This window comes from Roseiarcus sp. (assembly GCF_049514155.1).
In the GTDB taxonomy this organism is placed as follows: Bacteria; Pseudomonadota; Alphaproteobacteria; order Rhizobiales; family Beijerinckiaceae; genus Roseiarcus.
The window spans coordinates 1-19,767 of record NZ_JBEKVH010000154.1 but is presented as its reverse complement, the minus strand read 5'-3'; the positions used below and the strand labels follow the sequence as shown (position 1 = coordinate 19,767).

Below are 19,767 nucleotides of genomic sequence, written 5' to 3'. Positions count from 1 at the left end.
CCCATGGGCTGGCCGGCGAAAGCGAAGAACTCGGGAAACTGGTGGCGCGTTACCAGATCCGCCAGACCAAGGACGACCCGCTGCGCGCGGAACTGAAGAAGGCGGCGCCGCACGCCTTCCGCGAGGCGACGAAGACGGCCGCGCCCGCGACGCCGACGCGCGCCAGGCCCGAGCCGATCCGCCGGGCGGCGGTCAAGGCCGCCGTTAACGCGCCGGCGACGCAGGCCGCCGCAAGCGGCGGCGCGGACGACAACTGGCAGGAGTTCTGATTTCGGCGCCCCGGACCTCCGGGGCGCGTCTTCACTCCGGCTGGTGTCCGCCGCTCAGCGGCACGAACGGAATGATCGCGCCGCCGAAGATGTCCGAACGGACGACCTTCATCTCGCCGTCGGGGCCGACCTGCTTGACCGCCTTGAGGATGCGCTGCGCGCCGGGCGGCCCGACCGGAATGACCATCGTCCCGCCCGGCTTGAGCTGCTGCAGCAGCGGCGGCGGGATATGGTCGATGCCGCAGGTGACGATGATCTTGTCGAACGGCGAGGCCATCGGCAGGCCGTAGTAGCCGTCGCCCTGGCTGGTCTGGATGCTGGCGAATTCGCGATAGCCGCGGCCGATCAGCCGGTCGTAAACGCCGCGCGTGCGCGCGGCCAGTTCGGGAATGATCTCGATCGTCCACACCGCGCTGGTCAGGTAGGTCAACAACGCCGACTGGTAGCCGGAGCCGGTGCCGACCTCGAGCACCCGCTCGCCCGGCTTGAGGTCGAGCGCGCTGGTCATCCGCCCCATCGTGCCGGGCGGGGTGATCGTCACGCCGAAGCCGATGTCGAGATAATGGCCGACATAGGCCTGGTCGCGGTCCGCCGGCAGGACGAATTCCTCGCGCGGCGTGAACAGGAACGCGCGCTTGTCGGCCGGCGTCCACAGGTCGTTGAACTTGAGCACTTCGAGATAGCGGTCCCAGCGGCGACCGAGGATGACCGGGTCTTCGCCGCGATGGGCCTGCATCCAGGCGATGAAGTCGCCGCGCGAATTCATCGGCGGCCACAAGTCGGGCTGGAACGGGCTCGGCGGATCGGCGAGCGCCGGCGTCACCAGCGACGCCGCCGCGCCGATGAGAAATTCGCGTCTCAGCATGCCGACCTCCGCAGCGTCGCGTCCTCGGGCCGCAGTCGAGAGGACCGGTCGGCCGAATCGGCGGCGAAAAGACGATTGAAACGCGCACGCGTGACGCACGCGGCGCGGTGAAGGTCTCGCCCAGCCGCGCGCCGGCGTCAATCGCCCTCGCCCGCCCGCGACAATGTCTTCGCCAGAAATCGGCGCAATTCGCCTTCGGCGCGCGCCGCCGCGGCGCCGTCGTAGGCGAAATGCATGCCCAGAACGACCCGGCCGCCGGCGGAGGCGGGATCGTCGAACAGATGACCGGCGCCGGGCAGAACGACCAGCCTAGCCACGCTCGGCGGCTGGGCAGCGACGAAGGTGCGACAATCCGCGGCCGGCGTCACCGAATCGGCCGCGCCGACGACGACGAGGGTCGGAACCGCGAGCGCCTCGCCCTGGCGGTTGGCGCAGGGCGGGTAATAGGCGGCGGCGGCGCGCAGGCGCAACCCACGCGGCGGCGACGCGGCGAGCGTGAGCGCGACGTCGCCGCCCTGAGAGAAGCCGATCACGGCGAGGCGCCTCCCGTCGACGAACGGCTGACGGGCGAGGAAAGCCAACGCCGCCGCCGCGTCGGCCGGGCCGACGGGAAAATCGACCGAACAGGTCTCGGCGAGGCCGCGCGGCGCGAACTCGTCGACGAACAGCGCGACATAGCCCCAGCTCGCCAGCGTCGCGGCGAAAGCGGCGCGGTTGTCAGGCAGGCCGAGGCAGGAGTGGATGAGCGCGATCGCCGGGAACGGGCCTGCGCCGGCGGGCGTGGTCAGGTAGCCGGTCAGCGGGCCAGCGGCGGGCGGCGGCGCCGGATCGGCGACGACCACGCGCCGTTCGGCGGCCGAGGCCGCGCCGGCGAGCGCGAGGACGGCGAGCGCCGCGAAGGCGAGAATGCGGCGGATGAACGAAGTCACGAGGGGCGCTCCTTGCGCTTCAAGCACCACGCCGCGCCGTCGAGATTTCGTCAAGCGCTCTCAGCTCCAGGCAAGCCAGGCGGTTGCGAAGGCGAGCGTGACGAGGGCCGGCGGCTCGCCTTCGGCCGCAGATCACGCCAACGAGAAGAGCCGCCCCCTTCGCAGGGAGCGGCTCTTCCATTGTCGCGACCACGCAGAGATCGCTCGAGGGTTCAGGAACGCCTAGCGTCTACGATGCGCGGTAAACCTGCGCACGGACAATGTTCCAGGCCCCGCCAGACTCGCATGGCGATTGACAATGAGACACTGGATCACCTCCTTTCTTGTAGTTGACGACCCGAACGAGAATAAGGCGATTCGTCTGATTTGAAAGCTCGGAATGCGGGCGCCGGCGCCTTGCTTATAGGTCCGCTGCCGCGCCTTTAGGCCGCCGCCTTGGCGACCGCGGCGCAGACGTCGTCGACCAGGGCGTCGACCAAAGCGCGATCGTCGGCCTCGGCCATCACCCGGATCACCGGCTCGGTGCCGGACGGGCGCACGACCAGGCGGCCGTGATCGCCGAGCTTCGCCGTCGCGGCGGCGATCGTCTTCAGCACCGATTCGTCCTCGAGCGGCCGGCCGCTCTTGAATCGGACGTTGCGCAGCACCTGCGGCAGCGGCTCGAAGCGCCGGCACACTTCGCTGACCGGCCGGCCCTGCTTGTGGACGACCGCCAGCACCTGCATCGCGGCGATCAGGCCGTCGCCGGTGGTCGAATGGTCGGTCAGGATGATGTGGCCCGACTGCTCGCCGCCGACGTTGAAACCCTTCTCGACCATGCGCTCGAGCACATAGCGATCGCCGACGGCGGTGCGCTCGAGCACGAGGCCGCGCTCAGCGAGCCGGCGCTCGAGGCCGAGATTCGACATCACGGTGGCGACGATGCCGGGCTTGGCGAGGCGGCCGTCGGCCTGCCAGCTCTCGGCGACGACGGCGAGGATCTGGTCGCCGTCGACGACATGGCCCTTTTCGTCGACGATGATCATGCGGTCGGCGTCGCCGTCGAGCGCGACGCCGACGTCGGCGCGCATCTCCCTGACCTTCTGCGCCAGCGCCTCGGGCGCAGTCGAGCCGACTTCGTGGTTGATGTTGAGGCCGTCCGGCTCGACGCCGATCTTGATCACTTCCGCGCCGAGCTCCCACAGCGCCTCCGGCGCGACCTTGTAGGCGGCGCCGTTGGCGCAATCGACCACCACCCGCAGGCCGTCGAACGAGACGTCGCGCGGCAGCGTCCGCTTGGCGTATTCGATGTAGCGCGCGGCGACGTCGTCGATGCGCTTGGCGCGGCCGAGCTCGGGCGATTTGGCGAGCCGGCCGGCGAGATCATCGTCGATCAGCGCTTCGATGTTCGCCTCGATCTCGTCCGACAGCTTGAACCCGTCGGGCCCGAACAGCTTGATGCCGTTGTCCTCGTAAAGATTGTGGGAGGCCGAGATCATCACGCCGAGATCGCAGCGCATCGACCGGGTCAGCATCGCCACCGCCGGCGTCGGCGTCGGGCCGAGCAGCAGCACGTCCATGCCGACCGAGGTGAAGCCGGCGACCATCGCGTATTCGATCATGTAGCCGGAGAGGCGGGTGTCCTTGCCGATGACGACGCGGTGGCGATAGTCGCCGCGCTGGAACAGCAGGCCCGCCGCCTGACCGACCTTCATCGCCAGATCGGCGGTGATCTTGGCGTTGGCGCGGCCGCGAATGCCGTCGGTGCCGAAATACCTGCGCGCCATGGCCAAACCCCCGGGTCGACTTGCGGATTGCTCCCATAGCCGATTATCCGACCCGGCTCATTCAAAAATCGTTGCCAACCATGAACGCGCGCGTCATCGCCGCCCGGCGCCGGCGGGCGGCGTAACGCCTTGGCGGGTGGCTAAGCGAGCGGAAACGCCCGGCTTCAGGCCTTGGCGGGCTGCTTGATCGCGACGCCGGCCTCGGTCAGCATCGCCTGCAACTCGCCCGACTGGAACATCTCGCGCGCAATGTCGCAGCCGCCGACGAACTCACCCTTGACGTAAAGCTGCGGGATCGTCGGCCAATTGGCGAACTCTTTGATTCCCTGGCGGATCTCGGCGTCTTCGAGCACGTTCACGCCGACCACTGGCGCGCCGAGATGGTCGAGAATCTGCACCACCTGGCCGGAGAACCCGCACTGCGGAGACTCGGGCGTGCCCTTCATGAACAGCACGACGGGGTTCTCGGAAATCAGCTTCTGGATGCGCTCTTGGACGTTCGCCATGACTCGGACCTTTCCACAACGGGGGTCAAGGCCCCGTCTTCCCGTCATTCATATAGAGCAGCCCGGCGCGCCTCGCCAGCCTTCAGCCGCCAGTCGCGCTCATGTGCCGGTCGGTCGAAGCGTGGCTGCCGGCGCGGGCGACGACGAAGTCGTGGCCCTTGGGCTTGCGCTGGATCGCGGCGCGGATCGCCGCCTCGAGCGCTTCGTCGCTCTCCGAGCGGCGCAGCGGGGCGCGCAAGTCGGCGGAATCCTCGCGGCCGAGGCAGAGATAGAGCCGACCGACGCAGGTGACGCGGACGCGATTGCAGCTTTCGCAGAAATTGTGGGTCAGCGGCGTGATGAAGCCGAGCCGGCCGCCGGTCTCGGCGACGTCGTCATAGCGCGCCGGGCCGCCGCTCGCATGCGCCGACGCCGTCAACGTGAAGCGCCGCTCGAGCGCCGCGCGCAAGTCGGTCAGCGGCAGGAATTGATCGAAGCGGTCGCGCTCGACCGCGCCGAGCGGCATGACTTCGATGAAGGTGAGGTCGAAGCCGCGGCCGTGCGCCCAGGCGACGAGGTCGGGCGCCTCGCCGTCGTTGAAGCCCTTGAGCGCCACCGCGTTGATCTTGACCTTCAGGCCGGCGGCTTGCGCCGCGTCGATCCCCGCCATCACCTTGTCGAAGTCGCCCCAGCGCGTCACGGCGCGGAACTTGTCGGGATCGAGCGTGTCGAGCGAGACGTTGATCCGCCGCACGCCGCAATCGGCGAGCTCAGAAGCAAAGCGGGCGAGCTGCGAGCCGTTGGTGGTCAGCGTCAGCTCGTCGAGCGCGCCGCTGTCGAGATGACGGGAAAGCGCGCGGAACAAGGTCATGATCCCGCGCCGGACCAGGGGCTCGCCGCCGGTGACGCGCAGCTTGCGCGTCCCCATCCGCACGAAGGCCGCGCACAGCCGGTCGAGCTCCTCGAGCGACAGCACATCCGGCTTGGGCAGGAAGGTCATGTCTTCCGACATGCAATAGACGCAGCGGAAGTCGCAGCGGTCGGTGACCGAAACGCGCACGTAACTGATCGCCCGGCCGAAAGGATCGACCAGCGCCGGCGCGGCCGTCGGGACGTGCGCGTTCATGGCGCAACGATAGCCGCCTACAGCAGCGAAAGAAAGGCGAGGCGCGCCGGCGGCGCGCGCGCGGACCCTTATTGCTCGACGATCACCTTGGCGCCGACGCTGGCGCGGCCGTAGAGGTCGGTGACGTCGTCGTTGGTCATGCGGATGCAGCCGGACGACACCGCTTGCCCAATCGTGTCGGGCTCATTGGAGCCGTGGATGCGGTACTCCGAGTAGCCGAGATACAATGCGCGAGCTCCGAGCGGGTTTTCGATGCCGCCAGCCATGTGGCGCGGCAGATCAGGCCGGCGCAGCAGCATCGGCGCCGGCGGCGTCCAATCCGGCCACTCGCGCTTGTTGGCGACGAAGGTGACGCCCGACCAGGTGAAGCCGGGGCGCCCGACGCCGACGCCATATTTCAACGCCTGATGATCCGACAGGACGAAATAGAGCCGCCGCTCCCGGGTCGAGATGATGATGGTGCCGGGCGCGTAGGGACCGTCGTAGTTCACGGTCTGGCGCGGAACCGGCGAAGCGAGCGGCCGCGAATCGGCCTGGAAGTTGGGCGTCGGCGAAGCCGGAATCGCCAAAGCGACCGAGGCCGCCGTCAGCGCCCATCCGGCGGCCAGGCCGGCGAGAAACAATGCAGAACGGCGCATGTACGTCCCCCGTCGTCAGAAGCGCGGTCCGCCGATCGAAGCCGCAACAGCGACTCGCGCAGCGTAAGACAATCCTAGAACCACGCCAATCGCGCAATCATTCGCCGCCGAATTTGCGCCGCCGCGGCAAAAATACGTCCGCAGCGTTGCCGCTGCGCCACAGTGCGAACCCCGGCGGCCGGGATGGTGGGCGATACAGGGTTTGAACCTGTGACCCCTCCCGTGTGAAGGGAGTGCTCTACCACTGAGCTAATCGCCCTTGAGCCGCGGGCGCTCCGTTTACGGCCGCCCAAGCGGGCGAGTCAAGGCGCGGCGCGCTTCCGGCGCCGTGTCGAGCAGCGCGGCGGCGGCGTCGAACACCGCGTCGAAATGCGACACGACGCGATCGGGGCCGAGCTCGGCGACCGGAACGTCGGTGTAGCCATAGTCGACGCAGATCACCGGCGCGCCGGCGGCGCGCGCGATCGCGACGTCGGTCTTCGAATCGCCGACCATCACGGCGCGCTCGACCGCGCCGCCGGCGGCGCGGACCGTCTCGACGAACGGCCTCGGGTCGGGCTTGCCGATTCCGAACGTGTCTTGGCCGCAGACGAAGGCGAAGCGGTCGAGGACGCCGAGCTTGCCGAGCAGCAGCTTCGACGATTTCTCCATCTTGTTGGTGCACACCGCCAGGCGCCAACCGGCGGCGGCGCAGCGATCGAGGCCGGCGACGACGCCAGGATAGAGCGTGGTCCCATCGGCGATATGGGCGTTGTAGTGGGCGAGAAAATCGACGAACAGGCGCTCGAGCGTCGCCGCGTCGATCGCGCGGCCGGCCTCGGCAAAGCCGCGCTGGATCAGCGCGCGGCCGCCGGCGCCGAGCAGGCGGCGCGCCGCGGCGACCGGCAGCGGCGCGACGCCCTCGCGCGTCAGCACGAAGTTCAGCGCCCCCATCAGGTCGGGGGCGGTGTCGGCGAGCGTGCCGTCGAGATCGAAAACCAGGGTGGCGGCGGCGGACACGTTCGGCTCCTCAATCGTTCCAGAAATCCGGTTCGGCGGGGCAAAGCGCGCCGCCGAGGCGCAACGGCGCGATGCGGCGCGCGAGCCCGTCGGCGCCGGTCTCGACCGCGACGCCGCACAGCGTCGCCTCGCCGCCGGCCGGCTCGAAGCGGCTCGAGGGAATGCGGCGGGTGAAGCGGCGCAGCGGCTCCTCCTTGTCCATGCCGATCACCGAATCGTAGTCGCCGGTCATGCCGACTTCGGTGATGAAGCCCGAGCCGCCGGAGAGGATGCGCGCGTCGGCGCTCGGCACATGCGTGTGGGTGCCGACGACCAGGCTGACGCGACCGTCGACGAAAAGGCCGAACGCCTGTTTCTCGCTCGTCGCCTCGGCATGGAAATCGACGACGCTCGCGTCGCAGCCGATCCCGAGCGGGCAGGCGGAAAGCTCCTGCTCGATGCGTTGGAACGGATCGTCGAGCGCGTCCATGAACACGCGGCCGAGCAGGTTGATCACCAGCACCCGCGCGCCGGCCGCGGTCTCGAAGACGTTGGCGCCGCGCCCGGGCGTGCCGGCGGGGTAGTTGGCGGGGCGAATCAGCCGCGGCTGGCGCTCGATGAACACCAGGGCCTCGCGCTGATCGAAGGCGTGGTTGCCGAGCGTGATCGCGTCGACGCCGGCGGCGAGGCACTCCTCGCAGATCGTCTCGGTGATGCCGAAGCCGCCGGCGGCGTTCTCGCCGTTGACGACGACGAAATCGAGCCGCCAGCGCGCGCGTAAAGCCGGCAGGCGGTGAATCAGCGCCGTGCGTCCGGCGCGGCCGACGATGTCGCCGATGAACAGCAGCCGCATCAGCCGCGGCCTCTGGCGTCGATCCACTCGCGCTCGGTGAGGATGAAATCGAGCCGTTGGTCGTGCGGCTCGTCAGGGGCGGCGGCGATCTCCGAGACCGAATAGGCGACGCCGACGGCGCGGATCGGCCCGCTCGCGCGCAGTCGCCTCAGCGCGTGGTCGTAAAAGCCGGCGCCGTAGCCGATGCGATGGCCGCGCCGGTCGAAGGCGGCGAGCGGCACGAACAGCAGATCCGGTTCGACCAGCGGGGCCGCCGCGCCGGGCTCGGGCGCGCCCAACGCGCCGCGCAAGAGCGGTTCGCCCGCCCGCCACAGGCGGAAGGCGAGCGGCGCCGAGCGGCCGCTCGCGACCGGCAGCGCGGTGGCGAAGCCATGCGCCTGCAAGGCGGCGATGAGCGGCCGGCAATCGGGCTCGTCGCGGATCGGCGAGAAGGCGGCGACGATTCGCGGCCGCCAGCGCCGCGCCCATTCGAGGCCGACGGCGGCGAGCCGCCCGCTCAGCGCGGCGCGCGTCGCCGGATCGACATCGCGGCGGCGAGCGAGCGCCTGACGGCGCAATGCCGACTTGGGATCGCCGGACTTGAGATCGCCGGACTTGGGATCGGCTGCGGCAAGAGGCATGGTCGCGATCGAATTGCCGATCCCGGAAAGAGAAGCGCGGGGCCGAGAAGGCCGTTGGACGGAGATCCCGGGCGCCTACGTAAGTAGGTGGGCGCCGTGTGTCCAAGCCCACGGGCGAGGATAGGGACAGCTCCCATTGGGATCGTACGGCCCCGAGGAATATGGTCCTGACAAACCCCCCAGCTCCGCAGCCTCCTACTTAGGCGCTGGCGAGCCGAATGGCTAGGGCGGCGGCGCTATGGCTCTGCGCCTCCTGCTCGTCACGCCCGTCCCGGAGTTGATCCGGGCGTCCAGGCGGCGGCGATCGCTCGGCGCCGTCAAGTCTCGCGCCTTGACCCGTCAAATTTCGTCAAGTTTTGTCAAGCGGCGTCAAGTTTTGTCAAGCTTCGTCAAGGCTTTCCTTGACAGGGCCGCGGGCGATTTCAAAGGCTTGCGGGCTTTCCTTGACAGGGCCGCGGGCGATTTCAAAGGCTTGCGGCGCCACGGGTTGACAAATGGGCCTCAGCGAAAATGTCCTGCCGCGTGACCGCCGCCGCTTCGAGCGGAGGCGCCTCGGCGACCTGAGATTCATGATAGGCCGGGTTCGGCAATTCGCGAAGACTTTGTCGGAGCCGCAATGACGAGGCTTGACGAGGACAGGATGCGAATTCCCGATTGCCGCCCCACGACCTTACGCGAGTCGCGCGACCGGGCGGCGACGGGCGCCGCAGCCTCGACCGGCGCCGGCGCGGTGGCCGGCGCCGCAGGGCGAAGTTCGACAATCTAAAAGGAAACAACGGGCGTGTCACCGTAATCCGTAATCCCGTAATCCCACTCAAATCGCCTGTCTCACCTTAGGGGCGCAGCACACCAGTTTGGCCCGCAATCGCTGCGCCGCTGCGCTGTCGCCGTCTTGCGGAGGCGACGATGGCGATGCCGGCGAGCATCATCAGCATTCCGACAATGAGCCAGAAATCCATCTTCTCCCCGGTGACGCAGGCCGAAACAGTGAGCCCCACAATGGGCACAGCGAGCAATGCGTTGGAGGCGGTGATCGCCGAGAGACGACGGTTGGCTTCCACGACCGCCCAGTAGGCGAAGGCTGTGGCGAGAACGCCAGTGTAGAGCGTGGTCATCCAGAACGCGGGACCGAAATCGCCTGGCGCCGGACCGTCGACCGCTAAGGCCGCGATCACCAACGGCGCCGCCGCGAGCAGCATCTGCCAGGGAGCGAGTTCGAGCGGACTCGCCTGCCAGCGATGGCCACGGATGTGGACAATGCAGATCGACCAGGCGATCGCCGCCAGCATCAGCAAAATCTGGCCGAGCACCATTTGCCGGTCGCTCCAGTCGAGCGAGGTCGGGCTGAAGAGAAGCGCCATGCCGGCCAGTCCGAGAAATGTTCCGCCCAAGGCGCGCGCCGTTGGACGCTCGCCCAGAAGCATGGCTAATGGAACGACCCAGAGCGGCGTCGTGTAGCTGAGCACCGAGGAGCGCCCGGGCGGAACAAAACGCAGTGCAAATATGACTAGCGTGGCGTTGGCCAGCATGTGCAGCAAGCCGACGCTGACGACGATCGGAAGATCATTCCGAGGCGGCAACCGCACACCCCCGCGCGCCGCTAGGACGGCGAACATCGCCGCCGCTCCGAGTGTAAAGCGCAGCGCGGCGATCCACAGCGGCGTGGAGTGCCCGAGCGCCAGCTTCATCACCGTCCAATTCGCGCCCCAGCAAGCAATGGCGCAACCCAGCAGTAGAACATCACGAACCCGAAGCGGCGCAGCAGTGCCCATCGCGAAAAAATGCCTCTCCGAAAGCCGTCGTCGCCTCGCCCACGGCGCAATTATACCAAGTCACGCAGGATTACGGTGACACGCCCGATTACGCGATTACGGTGACACGCCCGTCAATTTCCTTTTATCGTCCGCCGACTGAGGCGACCAGCGCCTCGACAGCGCGGCCCGCCTGCGGCGCCAAGCGATCGCCGCCAACGATGCGATGGGCGCCGGCGAGCGACCGCCGACCCCGCTCACCGCCGCGCGAACTTGACGTCAACCGGCTTGCTGTCGGCGGCGCGAGCGTAGAGGGTCAGGGCGATCGTCGCTGGCGCCTTGGAATCGGCGAAGGCGGCGAGGATCTGCGCGACCATCCCCTTTTCCGGCCTCAGCTCGGCGCCGTCGACCGCCGAAACTTCCATGCCGACGAGGGCCTTCTGCTTCGCCAATGCGCAGTTCGGCGTTCCCGCGGCGCAATCGGTCAGCACGACGACCTGCTCGGTCTTCTGGTAGTGCGGGCCGTTGGCCGGGCCGAATTCGACCTGGACCGACTGAATCCTGAAGGAGAGGCCGCCGGCGTCGCCGAGCGGCGGCCCGCGGTCGGGCGTCGGCGCGATGTCGGCCCAGGCGATCGAAACGATCAGCGGCGCGGCGAAGGCGGCGGCGAGAATTCTCAGGCGCATTTCATCCTCCTGTCGAAACCGACGATTCCGCTGGCGGCGGCGCGTTCGCCTCGCGGATCGCTTCGTTTTGAAGGGCCGAAGCGGGATCGAGCGCCGCGTCGAGCACGGCGCGATGCAGCGGCCAGCCGGCGGGATCGTCGAGCCAGCCGAACTGGCCGTTGGGATTGACTTCGAGAAAGGTCGGCTCGCCGTCGCCGCTCAAGAAATCGAGCCGGCCGTACCGCAGGCCGAGGCGGCGCATGGTGGCCTCGACCCGCGCGGCGAAGCCGGGCGGCGTCGCCCAAACCCGCCAGGCGTCGGCATGGGCGCCGACGCGCGTGCGCCAGTCCTCGACGCCGAGCTCGGCGCGGGTTTGCTCCATCTCGAAGGCGAAGATCCGCCCGGCGACATAGAGCGCGGTCGCGTCGCGCGTTCCCGGCGCGATCGCCTGGGTCAGCCACGGCCAATCTGGCGACAGGCTCTCGGCGTCGACCGACTGAACGTAGATCTGGCGGTCGCGCTCGGGGCCGAGCGGCTCGGTGGTGAGGCGCTTGACCATCCGCCGGCCCGCCGGCAGCCGCACGCCCCAACCCATGGTCCATTCGGGGACGGCGAAGAATTCGCCGGCGACGCGCATCTGCGCCAGCCGGCCGACCCGCCGCGGGCCGTTGGGCTCGATCAGCCGCAGCAGCCCTCGCGCCCGCGCCCATTCGGCGATCTCGCGCATCAGCGCGTGCAGCTCGGCTTCGGTCGCTTCGCGCGCCTGCGGGTCGCCGCCGACCCAGCCCGCCGTTTCGCGTAGTGACGGGCGACGCCACAGGCAGGCCGTGAGCGCCTGCGACGCCGCGACGCGGCCGGACGGATCGGCGAAGGCGAATCCGTCCGGCGTCCAGGCGAAGCGATAGCGCGCCCACAGGTCGATGTTGAAACGGAAAACGGATTGGCCGCGTTCGGCGCACAGGCCGACGAGCACGTCGGCGGTTTCATCGAGGCTGTTGGTCAGCAGGAGCAGCATCGGGGCCGACCGCGACGCGGCCGGCGCGATCAGTCGAAGCCGCAGTCGGGCACGTGATCCTGGCCGTTGTTGGTTTGCGCCATCACCGTGTTGCAGTGCGCGGTGCCGTCGGCGACCGACAGGCCTTTCGCGCCGCCGCCCTGCTGCAGGCGCCAGTCGTAGGGCGCGCCCGTGAGACTGACGAGCGGCGGCCGCACCGCCAGTGAGGCCGGCGTGACGTCGCCGACGGCGGGCGCGGAGATCGCGGACAAAACGAGCGCAGTCGCGGACGTCAACATTTCTGCCTCTCCCACAGGTCGCGAAGACTTCGATCCCAAGTTCGGGGCCGCCTGACGCCAGCGGCGCGCCTCCATCGCGGCGCTGTATTTTACCGCCGCGCGACGGCGACGCGCAAGGACGCGCCGCCCGCATTCTCGGGCTCGAAGTCGATTTCAATGGCGGCCGGCGCGGCTTCGTCGCGGAACGCGGCGACGATCTGCGAGCGCAGGGCGACGTCGGCGTCGAACGTCTTGCCGTCGAAGCCGACGACGCGACGGCCGATCAGCCCTTTGGCCTGCGCGAGGGCGCAGTTCGGCTTGCCGTCGACGCAGCCGACGAGCTCAGCGGTCGGATGGCTGGGCCGCGTGTAGTCGCGGGCGATGACCAGGAAGGTGAGATCGCCGACGGTCACATCGATGAATTGCAGCGGCGGCGGCGCGATGTCGGCGCGCGCGGCCGCAAGCGTCGCGGCGAGCGCAAGGCCGATCGCGGCGAGTCGACGCATGCGCGAACCCCTTACCAAGCGCGGAAGCTTGTCCCATTGTGCCCCTGTCATCAGGACCTGTCCATGAGCGGTCCGGGTTCACATCATATGAGACGCGCGGACGAATGCAGATTTCTCCATTGTTTGCTTGGCGGAGCGAGGCGCGAGAGGAATTCGAAGTCAAGGATGCGTGAAACGCACCGCCTCCGGCGGCGGCCTTCCAGGCCGTCCTTGAGTTCGAATTCCTCTCGCGCATAATCGCCTCCAAGCCATCAATGGAGGGCTGGCGCCTAGGGCCAGCGCGAGTCTCACATCTCTCTGAGCCCGGACATGAGCGAAGCCGAAGCCTTGCTGATCTCGATGGCGATCGAGGGGCCGGTCGCCTTCGTTCTGGTCTCGCTCGCGCGCTGGCCGAACCGCGGGCCGCTGCACGCCGGCCTGGCGTCGATGGTCGCCACCGCCGTCACCCACCCGCAGATGTGGACGCTGGCGATCTGGTCCTACGGCCGCTTTCCCTACTGGCCGGCGATCCTTTCGATCGAGGCGCTGGTCGTCGTCGTCGAGGCGGCGCTGATCGCTTGGATGGCGCGGCTGACGCTCGCGCGCGCCGGCGCGGTGTCGCTGGTCGCCAATTCGGCGTCGTTCCTCATCGGGCTGTGGCTGACGGCCTAGGCGGCGCGCTGAAGGCCAAAGGCCGTAGGCGTCTTGTAGACGCGGTCGCTGACCGCGTCGGCTTCGGCCCATCCATCGCCAAGCGAGGCGCTTTGCGTCTGGCGCGGTCGGCGACCAAACGGAGTCACAGATCTTCGATCTCTGTCTGCGAGGTCCGCTGTGCCTGATCCGTGCTCGCCGTCAAGGCCAAGCCCGCTTTCGCGGGTCGCGCGTTTACGCGCGAGCCTTGACCGCTGCGCGCGGCTCAGGCTCTTGGCTTCCATGGTCTTTGCTGCGGGAAGCCGGCCCGGCGGGCCGGCTTCGCTCAGCAAAGACCATGGATGCACAACGCCGCATCGGAACGGCGCCGTCACCGCGAAGCGGGCGGAGCGCGGCGGAGCAGCCGCAAAGCGGCTTAACGGCGGCGGGCCGATGTGGCCGCCGGCCAACAAAGATGTGTGACTCCCTTAGGTCGACGACCGCGCCTATAGGCGGCCCTGCGCGCGACCCGCCGACGCAGCAAAAGCGGTTGCCGCGCGGCGCCGACGCTCTTATGTTGCGCCGCTTTCGAAATCCGGCCCGAGACTTAAGGAAACTCCGCCATGGCCTTCCTCGCCGACGTCCTCTCCCGCGTGAAGCCCTCCGCGACCATCGCGGTGACGCAGAAGGCGCGCGACCTCAAGGCGAAAGGCCGGCAGGTGATCTCGCTGTCGGTCGGCGAGCCCGACTTCGACACGCCCGACAACGTCAAGGAGGCGGCGATCGCCGCCATCCGCCGCGGCGAGACCAAGTATCCGCCGGTGCTCGGCATCCCGCCCTTGCGCGAGGCGATCGCGGCCAAGTTCAAGCGCGAGAACGGGCTCGACTACAAGGTCTCCGACACGATCGTCAGCACCGGCGGCAAGCAGGTGCTCTACAACGCCTTCCTGTGCACGCTGAATCGCGGCGACGAGGTGATCATCCCGGCGCCGTATTGGGTCAGCTATCCGGAGATGGTGGCGATCAACTACGGCGAGCCCGTCTTCGTCGCGACGACGCTCGAGAACAACTTCAAGCTGCGGCCCGAGGACCTCGAGCGGGCGATCACCCCGCGCACCAAGTGGGTCGTGCTCAACTCGCCCTCCAACCCGTCGGGCGCCGCCTACACGCGCGACGAATTGAAGGCGCTGACCGAAGTGCTGCTACGCCATCCCCACGTCTACGTGCTGACCGACGACATGTACGAGCACCTCGTCTACGGCGACTTTGCCTTCACCACCCCGGCGCAGGTCGAGCCGGCGCTGCGATGACCGGCTGGCGCATCGGCTACGCCGCCGGCCCGACCAAGCTGATCAAGGCGATGGACATGGTGCAGGGCCAGCAGACCTCGGGCGCCTGCACCATCGCCCAATGGGCGGCGGTCGAGGCGCTGACCGGACCGCAGGACTTCATCCCCAAGTGCCGCAAGGCGTTCGAGGAGCGGCGCGACCTCGTCGTCTCCATGCTCGGCCAGGCGCAATATTTGAAGTGCCCGAAGCCGGAAGGCGCGTTCTACGTCTATCCCTCCTGCGCCGAGGCGATCGGCAGGAAGACGCCTTCGGGCAAACGAATCGCGACCGACGAGGACTTCGTCACCGAACTGCTGGAGACCGAAGGCGTCGCGACGGTGCAGGGCTCGGCCTTCGGCCAGGGCCCGAACTTCCGCGTCTCCTATGCGGCGTCGCTGCAGAGCCTCGAGGAAGCCTGCCGCAAGATCCAGAGCTTCACGGCGTCGCTGCGGTAAGGCAGGACGGTTGCAGAGGACAGACGAGCGAAGGCGGGGCGCGCCGGCTATGGCGCGCCGACCAGCGCGAGCCGCCCGTCCTTCACGTCGATCGTATGCGTTCCGGTCTGGAAGAAGTCGCCGGGTCCGAGCGCGAGACTTTCGCCGTCGGGCAGCATATAAATCAGGCTGTTGAATTCCTTGAGTTCATCGGCGTCGCTCCAGGAGAAGAAGAAGTGTGGCCCATGTTCCGTCCGCTCGCCCGAGAGACGATCGGTGCTGTAGACCCGTCTGGCCCAGGTCAATGTCGCCGTCGAATTCTGTCTTCGCATGGCGATCGTCGCCGGCTCCTTGAGTTTCTTCACAATCAGGTCGATGGCGCTCTTCGTTATTGTAACGGACATGGCTGACTTCCCGATAGACACGGCAAGACGTCAGAACGTGTAGGGGTAAGGATGCGTCGACTCACATGGCGAATTACCATCAATTTCGAGGGTGAAGTCACGCAAGGGCGTCCGATAGGTGCAATGCGTGATATTCGCGACTTTGTCATACCGCATGTCGATCAATACGCCGGCAAAGGCGAACTCCTTGCCCCGAGGGCTTTCGGCCCCGCCAGACGGACGGCCGTCCTCGGGCTCGGCGGCGCCTGAGTCGTCTTTCGGCGCGAACCACCCCGGATTCGGCGGCGTCCCCGTACGCGGGTGATTCGCCTCGTCCCAGTCCTTGGCCAGAAGGCCGCTTTCGCGCAGGCAGGCGAGCTCTTCGCCGCGAGCGTTGGGATCGGGCTTGCCTAGATCTGGATCGGGTAGGCGCAACAACAATGCCGCGATCTGTGCGCGCGCCAGTTCGCCTTTGTTGAGCGCTTCGGCGACAACCGCCAAACCTCGCCGCCTGTCGCTGGCGCAAATCCTGGCGGCGTACGCCTGGCTGAGAACGCGGTCGATTTCCGACTGGGCTAACGGTCGCCAATTGCGGACGCCTAAGGGCGCGCCAACCGACTCGAGGAGTTGCGCGCCGCCAACCCGCAAACCATCGGTGTCACATTCAACGCCCCCGGCGCGCAGGCGGAAAGTCCTCATCTTTAACGAAGTTCGCATGGCGCCAACCTCTGCGCTTTCTGATTTATAGAATAGAACGAACGCGGAACATTCGTCAACGGCGCGGTCGCGGATTTCGGCTCGCTCCTCTGGCGAAGCGTCGCAGCGCGCACGCGAATAGTCCGCTTTGAGCCGGGCCCAAGGCGCCGCCCGCCCCGCCGCCGCGACGCCTTCATCCTTGCGCAGCCCGCGCGTGGGGTGTTGTTAGGCGCGAAGAACAATCACAGCGAGGGTTCGTCATGTCGGAGTGGCCGCAATCGCTCGTCCTGGTCGGGGCGGGCAAGATGGGCGAGGCGCTGCTGCGTGGCTGGCTCGCCGGCGGCCTCGCGCCGCAGCGCGTGACGATCGTCGAGCCGAAGCCGTCGCCGGCGATCGCGCTGCTGGCGGCGGAACGCGGCATCGCGGTCAATCCGCCGCTCGCCGGGCTCGCGGCGCCCGAGGTTCTGTTTCTCGCCATCAAGCCGCAGACGCTTGCAGCGGCGGCGTCCGACCTCGCGCCGCTCGCCGGCCCCGACACGCTGGTGATTTCGATCCTGGCGGGCAAACGCATCGCCGATCTTTCGGCGCGCCTGCCGAACGCGCGCGCCCTGGCGCGGGTGATGCCGAACACGCCGGCCGCCGTCGGGCGCGGCGCTTCCGCCGGCTTCGCCAGCCCGGCGGCGAGCGCGCGTCAGCGTCATTGGGCGCAAGGCCTGATGAGCGCCGTCGGCCAGTTCGATTGGCTCGCCGACGAAGAACTGATCGACGCGGTGACGGCGATCTCCGGCTCCGGCCCGGCCTACGTCTTCGCGCTGGTCGAGGCGATGGCGGAAGCCGGCGTGAAGCTCGGCCTGCCGGCCGAATTGGCGCTGAAGCTCGCGCGCGCGACGGTCGAGGGCGCGGGCGAGCTGTTGCATCGCGAGCCCGCCGTCACTGCGGCGAAATTGCGCGAGAACGTCACCTCGCCCGGCGGCACCACCGCCGCGGCGCTGGCGATTCTGCGTGCGCCGGACGGCTATCCGGCGCTGCTCGCCAAGGCCGCCGCGGCGGCGCGCGACCGGGCGCGGGAATTGGCGGGATAAAAGGCAAGAGCGAACGCTCCTCGTCGTTCGAGACGCGCCGTTGACGCGGCGCTCCTCACGAAGAGGAGGTTTGCCTCCGCCTCGGATATTTCAGCCAGCGCGGTCGACGACCGCGCCTACAATTACCGGCCGCGCGCGTGTAGGCGCGGCCGATGGCCGCGCCCTTCCGCCTCAATTTCCCTCGTCGCTCAGCCCCGCCAGCTGCAAACTCAGCGCCCACAGTCTCGCCCGCGCTTTGGAATCGTAAGCTTGCGCATCGGCGCGCGATTCCGCGAGGCCGTTGAAGTAGAGGCCGCTGCGACCCTCGACAACGGGCGATTGGGCAAGCTGGAGGATCGCCTGTCCGCCCTCCTCGACCGTGCTCAACGGCGTCGCGCCCGCTTCGCGCACCATCGTCGTCGCCATATAGGTCGCCGGGTGCAGGCAGTTGACGGTGACGCCGGTCCCCTCGAGCCGCGCGGCGAGATCGAAAGTGAACAGGATCTGCGCGAGCTTGCTCTGCATGTAGGCGCGGCCGCCGGAATAGGAGCGCTCGAGCATGACGTCGTCGAAATCGATCGCGCGCTGGCCGACCGAGGCGACATTGACGATGCGCGCCGGCGCGCTCGCGCGCAGCAACGGCAGCAGCCGCATCGTCAGCGCGAAGCCGGCTAGGTAATTGACGGCGAAACGCAGCTCGAGGCCGGCCGCGTTGACCTGCCGCCGCGCGCCCGATCCGCCGGCGCCGACGCCGGCGTTGTTGATCAGCAGGTCGAGCCGCGGCGCGGCCTGCGCGACCCGCTCGGCGAGACTGCGCACGGCGGCGAGGTCCGAGAGGTCGGCGGAAAGAAAACGCGCGCCGCCGCCGACGGCGGCGATCGTGGCGACGACGTCGGCGCCGCGCTCGGCGTCGCGGCCGTGGACGATGACGTCCCAACCGTCGGCGCCGAGCCGTTCGGCGACGAAGCGGCCGACGCCGTCGGTCGAGCCGGTGACGAGCGCGATTCTGCGTGAGGACTGCGGCATGGCGGACTCCATCGATTCGCCCGGTTTTTGGCGGATAAGGCGAAACAGGCTACAGATATAGGATCGCTGTGGGAGGCGCGCATGGCTGCCGACAAACAGGCCGAAACGAAGGGCGATCCGCGCGCCCGGATCGTCGACGCGCTGCTGGCGCTCGCCGCCGAGCGCCGATTCGAGGACATCTCGATCGCCGACATCGCCGGCCGGGCGGAAGTGTCGTTCGCCGACTTCCGCGACGCCTTTCCCTCCAAGGGCGCGATCCTCGCCGGCTTCGCCCGCCGCATCGACCGCGCCGCGCTATCGGCCGGCGGCGCCGATCTCGACGCCGGCGCCCGCGACCGGCTGTTCGACGCCCTGATGCGCCGCCTCGACGCGATGGCGCCCTATCGCGTGGGCCTGCGCGAGATCTTCGCCTGGCTGAAGCGCGATCCGGTCGCGGCGCTGGCGATGAACGCCTCGATCGTCAATTCGCTGCGCTTCGCGCTGGCCTCGGCGGGGATCGACGCCGAGGGCGTTTCCGGCGCGATCAAGCTGCAGGGCCTCGCGCTCGCCTGGACGCGCGTCGTCGGCGTCTGGCTCGACGATGCCGAACCGGATCTCGCCAAGACCATGGCCGAACTCGACCGCGAGCTGACGCGCGGCGAGCGCGCGGTGGCGGCGGTGGAAGGGCTGGAGCGGTTCGCCGCGCCCTTCGCCGCGGCGGCGCAGGCCGCCTGCGCCAAGGGTCGGCGCGCCGGCGAAGCGGCCCGCCGCCGGGCGCGCGGCGACGACGCGCCCCGCTCCGCCGGCTCGCCCTAGAAGCGATCCGCTCAAATTCGAGCGAACGGGGAAACCCGGCGCTCGCCAAAGCGAGCGGAACTTAGCGAAAAAGCTAGGTTTCAGAGCCAGTTAACTACGATCGTTAGCCCCCTCGCGGCTGCGGCGCGGCATGCTCTCCCTGGCGAGATTTTCGCCGAGGGATTCTGCGCTCGATGCAATCCGCGCCCAAAACCGTCGCCTTCGAGGCCCGTCGCTTCGCTGCGCCCGACCCGCGCGCCGACGGCCGGCGGCGCTTCGTGCGCCTCGACGGCGACAAGGTCGCAATCGATCGCGTCGTCGGCGGCGTGTTCATGCGCGTCACCGTGCCGACCAGCGCCTATCGCGGCGTCGCATTGCGCGTCGTCGACGCGCGCGAGGACGGCTTCGCCTACGAGATTCGCCTCGTTCACGTCGACCCCGACCTCGGCGTCACGCTCGCCGAGACCAACGACGACAGCGAGATTCAGGCCGAATGGCGACTGTGGGCGCGCGCGCTCGGCCTGCCGGCTTTGGTCGAACGCGCCGAAGGCCGCGACGAACCGGACCAGCAACTGCTCGGCCGCGTCGCGATCAGGCCGTCGGCGCCGCGCCGGCGCGGCAAGACCATTCTCGCGCGCCGGCCGCGCTTCCTCGCCCGCCGCAAGCTCGGCCGGCCGGAGCTGTGCGTGAAAGTCGAAAGGATCGAAGAGCTGTTCGGCGGCTTCGACTTCGA

21 protein-coding genes, 1 tRNA gene, 1 other RNA gene and 2 pseudogenes are annotated in these 19,767 nt (G+C 68.8%); 6 read left to right on the top strand and 19 right to left on the bottom strand.

Annotated features, from left to right (window positions below):
- Positions 1–269, top strand: a pseudogene (locus ABSF49_RS17705) (chemotaxis protein); the annotation flags it as partial.
- A gap of 31 nt (positions 270–300) precedes the next feature.
- On the opposite strand, the gene ABSF49_RS17700 reads toward ABSF49_RS17705, so the two are convergent.
- From ABSF49_RS17700 to ABSF49_RS17625, 16 genes are all read right to left on the bottom strand, one after another.
- The gene (locus tag ABSF49_RS17700) at positions 301–1,134 is read right to left on the bottom strand and encodes a protein-L-isoaspartate O-methyltransferase family protein (RefSeq protein WP_424113966.1); all 834 of its coding nucleotides are present in this window, start codon (positions 1,132–1,134) and stop codon (positions 301–303) included.
- A gap of 137 nt (positions 1,135–1,271) precedes the next feature.
- Positions 1,272–2,063, bottom strand: a complete 792-nt coding sequence (locus ABSF49_RS17695) for a dienelactone hydrolase family protein (RefSeq protein WP_424113965.1) — start codon at positions 2,061–2,063, stop codon at positions 1,272–1,274.
- A gap of 422 nt (positions 2,064–2,485) precedes the next feature.
- On the bottom strand, positions 2,486–3,829 hold the full coding sequence (gene glmM, locus ABSF49_RS17690; RefSeq protein WP_424113964.1) for a phosphoglucosamine mutase: 1,344 nt from the start codon (positions 3,827–3,829) through the stop codon (positions 2,486–2,488).
- Positions 3,830–3,993: 164 nt separating this feature from the next.
- Positions 3,994–4,335 (bottom strand): Grx4 family monothiol glutaredoxin, encoded by a 342-nt coding sequence (gene grxD / locus ABSF49_RS17685; protein ID WP_424113963.1) that lies wholly within the window; start codon positions 4,333–4,335, stop codon positions 3,994–3,996.
- Between the two features lie 82 nt (positions 4,336–4,417).
- Positions 4,418–5,440, bottom strand: a complete 1,023-nt coding sequence (gene moaA / locus ABSF49_RS17680) for a GTP 3',8-cyclase MoaA (protein WP_424113962.1) — start codon at positions 5,438–5,440, stop codon at positions 4,418–4,420.
- A 68-nt stretch (positions 5,441–5,508) separates the two neighbouring features.
- Positions 5,509–6,078, bottom strand: coding sequence for a L,D-transpeptidase (locus ABSF49_RS17675; RefSeq protein ID WP_424113961.1), 570 nt, complete (start codon positions 6,076–6,078; stop codon positions 5,509–5,511).
- Between the two features lie 184 nt (positions 6,079–6,262).
- Positions 6,263–6,337, bottom strand: a tRNA-Val gene (locus ABSF49_RS17670).
- A gap of 20 nt (positions 6,338–6,357) precedes the next feature.
- A complete protein-coding gene (locus ABSF49_RS17665; RefSeq protein ID WP_424113960.1) occupies positions 6,358–7,077 on the bottom strand; it encodes an HAD-IA family hydrolase in 720 nt (239 codons plus the stop codon).
- Between the two features lie 10 nt (positions 7,078–7,087).
- Positions 7,088–7,909 carry a TIGR00282 family metallophosphoesterase gene (locus ABSF49_RS17660; RefSeq protein ID WP_424113967.1) on the bottom strand — a complete coding sequence of 274 codons (822 nt, stop codon included), beginning with the start codon at positions 7,907–7,909 and terminating at the stop codon, positions 7,088–7,090.
- Entirely contained in the window at positions 7,909–8,529 is a 621-nt protein-coding gene (locus ABSF49_RS17655; protein WP_424113959.1) for a 5-formyltetrahydrofolate cyclo-ligase, read from the bottom strand. The genes ABSF49_RS17660 and ABSF49_RS17655 overlap by 1 nt, the downstream gene beginning before the upstream one ends.
- A gap of 35 nt (positions 8,530–8,564) precedes the next feature.
- A non-coding RNA gene (gene ssrS / locus ABSF49_RS17650) (6S RNA) lies at positions 8,565–8,718 on the bottom strand.
- Between the two features lie 644 nt (positions 8,719–9,362).
- On the bottom strand, positions 9,363–10,301 hold the full coding sequence (locus ABSF49_RS17645; RefSeq protein WP_424113958.1) for a DMT family transporter: 939 nt from the start codon (positions 10,299–10,301) through the stop codon (positions 9,363–9,365).
- 236 nt (positions 10,302–10,537) lie between these two features.
- Entirely contained in the window at positions 10,538–10,966 is a 429-nt protein-coding gene (locus tag ABSF49_RS17640; protein WP_424113957.1) for a hypothetical protein, read from the bottom strand.
- 1 nt (position 10,967) lies between these two features.
- A complete protein-coding gene (locus tag ABSF49_RS17635) occupies positions 10,968–11,960 on the bottom strand; it encodes an MvdC/MvdD family ATP grasp protein (protein WP_424113956.1) in 993 nt (330 codons plus the stop codon).
- A gap of 29 nt (positions 11,961–11,989) precedes the next feature.
- Positions 11,990–12,238 carry a hypothetical protein gene (locus ABSF49_RS17630; protein ID WP_424113955.1) on the bottom strand — a complete coding sequence of 83 codons (249 nt, stop codon included), beginning with the start codon at positions 12,236–12,238 and terminating at the stop codon, positions 11,990–11,992.
- Between the two features lie 89 nt (positions 12,239–12,327).
- On the bottom strand, positions 12,328–12,723 hold the full coding sequence (locus ABSF49_RS17625) for a hypothetical protein (RefSeq protein WP_424113954.1): 396 nt from the start codon (positions 12,721–12,723) through the stop codon (positions 12,328–12,330).
- Between the two features lie 309 nt (positions 12,724–13,032).
- On the opposite strand from ABSF49_RS17625, the gene ABSF49_RS17620 reads away from it, so the two are divergent.
- Both ABSF49_RS17620 and ABSF49_RS17615 read left to right on the top strand, forming a co-directional pair.
- Entirely contained in the window at positions 13,033–13,374 is a 342-nt protein-coding gene (locus tag ABSF49_RS17620) for a hypothetical protein (RefSeq protein WP_424113953.1), read from the top strand.
- A 581-nt stretch (positions 13,375–13,955) separates the two neighbouring features.
- Positions 13,956–15,115 (top strand): annotated as a pseudogene (locus ABSF49_RS17615) (pyridoxal phosphate-dependent aminotransferase).
- A gap of 47 nt (positions 15,116–15,162) precedes the next feature.
- Here the strand turns inward: ABSF49_RS17615 and ABSF49_RS17610 are convergent.
- Together ABSF49_RS17610 and ABSF49_RS17605 are read right to left on the bottom strand one after the other, a co-directional pair.
- On the bottom strand, positions 15,163–15,498 hold the full coding sequence (locus tag ABSF49_RS17610) for a hypothetical protein (protein ID WP_424113952.1): 336 nt from the start codon (positions 15,496–15,498) through the stop codon (positions 15,163–15,165).
- 30 nt (positions 15,499–15,528) lie between these two features.
- Entirely contained in the window at positions 15,529–15,978 is a 450-nt protein-coding gene (locus ABSF49_RS17605) for a hypothetical protein (RefSeq protein ID WP_424113951.1), read from the bottom strand.
- A gap of 455 nt (positions 15,979–16,433) precedes the next feature.
- On the opposite strand from ABSF49_RS17605, the gene proC reads away from it, so the two are divergent.
- On the top strand, positions 16,434–17,255 hold the full coding sequence (gene proC, locus ABSF49_RS17600) for a pyrroline-5-carboxylate reductase (RefSeq protein ID WP_424113950.1): 822 nt from the start codon (positions 16,434–16,436) through the stop codon (positions 17,253–17,255).
- 171 nt (positions 17,256–17,426) lie between these two features.
- Here the strand turns inward: proC and ABSF49_RS17595 are convergent, their stop codons facing one another.
- Positions 17,427–18,260 (bottom strand): SDR family NAD(P)-dependent oxidoreductase, encoded by an 834-nt coding sequence (locus tag ABSF49_RS17595; RefSeq protein WP_424113949.1) that lies wholly within the window; start codon positions 18,258–18,260, stop codon positions 17,427–17,429.
- 81 nt (positions 18,261–18,341) lie between these two features.
- On the opposite strand from ABSF49_RS17595, the gene ABSF49_RS17590 reads away from it, so the two are divergent.
- The gene (locus tag ABSF49_RS17590; RefSeq protein ID WP_424113948.1) at positions 18,342–19,055 is read left to right on the top strand and encodes a TetR/AcrR family transcriptional regulator; all 714 of its coding nucleotides are present in this window, start codon (positions 18,342–18,344) and stop codon (positions 19,053–19,055) included.
- Between the two features lie 173 nt (positions 19,056–19,228).
- Positions 19,229–19,767: DUF6101 family protein (locus tag ABSF49_RS17585; RefSeq protein ID WP_424113947.1), on the top strand; the 539-nt coding region annotated here is incomplete at its 3' end.

What these genes read in the sequence shown, in the direction of transcription:
- ABSF49_RS17700 (WP_424113966.1), bottom strand. Translation starts at nt 1,134, where the DNA reads ATGCTGAGACGCGAATTTCTCATCGGCGCGGCGGCGTCGCTGGTGACG.
- glmM (WP_424113964.1), bottom strand. Translation starts at nt 3,829, where the DNA reads ATGGCGCGCAGGTATTTCGGCACCGACGGCATTCGCGGCCGCGCCAAC.
- grxD (WP_424113963.1), bottom strand. Translation starts at nt 4,335, where the DNA reads ATGGCGAACGTCCAAGAGCGCATCCAGAAGCTGATTTCCGAGAACCCC.
- moaA (WP_424113962.1), bottom strand. Translation starts at nt 5,440, where the DNA reads ATGAACGCGCACGTCCCGACGGCCGCGCCGGCGCTGGTCGATCCTTTC.
- ABSF49_RS17675 (WP_424113961.1), bottom strand. Translation starts at nt 6,078, where the DNA reads ATGCGCCGTTCTGCATTGTTTCTCGCCGGCCTGGCCGCCGGATGGGCG.
- ABSF49_RS17660 (WP_424113967.1), bottom strand. Translation starts at nt 7,909, where the DNA reads ATGCGGCTGCTGTTCATCGGCGACATCGTCGGCCGCGCCGGACGCACG.
- ABSF49_RS17655 (WP_424113959.1), bottom strand. Translation starts at nt 8,529, where the DNA reads ATGCCTCTTGCCGCAGCCGATCCCAAGTCCGGCGATCTCAAGTCCGGC.
- ABSF49_RS17645 (WP_424113958.1), bottom strand. Translation starts at nt 10,301, where the DNA reads ATGGGCACTGCTGCGCCGCTTCGGGTTCGTGATGTTCTACTGCTGGGT.
- ABSF49_RS17640 (WP_424113957.1), bottom strand. Translation starts at nt 10,966, where the DNA reads ATGCGCCTGAGAATTCTCGCCGCCGCCTTCGCCGCGCCGCTGATCGTT.
- ABSF49_RS17635 (WP_424113956.1), bottom strand. Translation starts at nt 11,960, where the DNA reads ATGCTGCTCCTGCTGACCAACAGCCTCGATGAAACCGCCGACGTGCTC.
- ABSF49_RS17630 (WP_424113955.1), bottom strand. Translation starts at nt 12,238, where the DNA reads ATGTTGACGTCCGCGACTGCGCTCGTTTTGTCCGCGATCTCCGCGCCC.
- ABSF49_RS17625 (WP_424113954.1), bottom strand. Translation starts at nt 12,723, where the DNA reads ATGCGTCGACTCGCCGCGATCGGCCTTGCGCTCGCCGCGACGCTTGCG.
- ABSF49_RS17620 (WP_424113953.1), top strand. Translation starts at nt 13,033, where the DNA reads ATGAGCGAAGCCGAAGCCTTGCTGATCTCGATGGCGATCGAGGGGCCG.
- ABSF49_RS17610 (WP_424113952.1), bottom strand. Translation starts at nt 15,498, where the DNA reads ATGTCCGTTACAATAACGAAGAGCGCCATCGACCTGATTGTGAAGAAA.
- proC (WP_424113950.1), top strand. Translation starts at nt 16,434, where the DNA reads ATGTCGGAGTGGCCGCAATCGCTCGTCCTGGTCGGGGCGGGCAAGATG.
- ABSF49_RS17595 (WP_424113949.1), bottom strand. Translation starts at nt 18,260, where the DNA reads ATGCCGCAGTCCTCACGCAGAATCGCGCTCGTCACCGGCTCGACCGAC.
- ABSF49_RS17590 (WP_424113948.1), top strand. Translation starts at nt 18,342, where the DNA reads ATGGCTGCCGACAAACAGGCCGAAACGAAGGGCGATCCGCGCGCCCGG.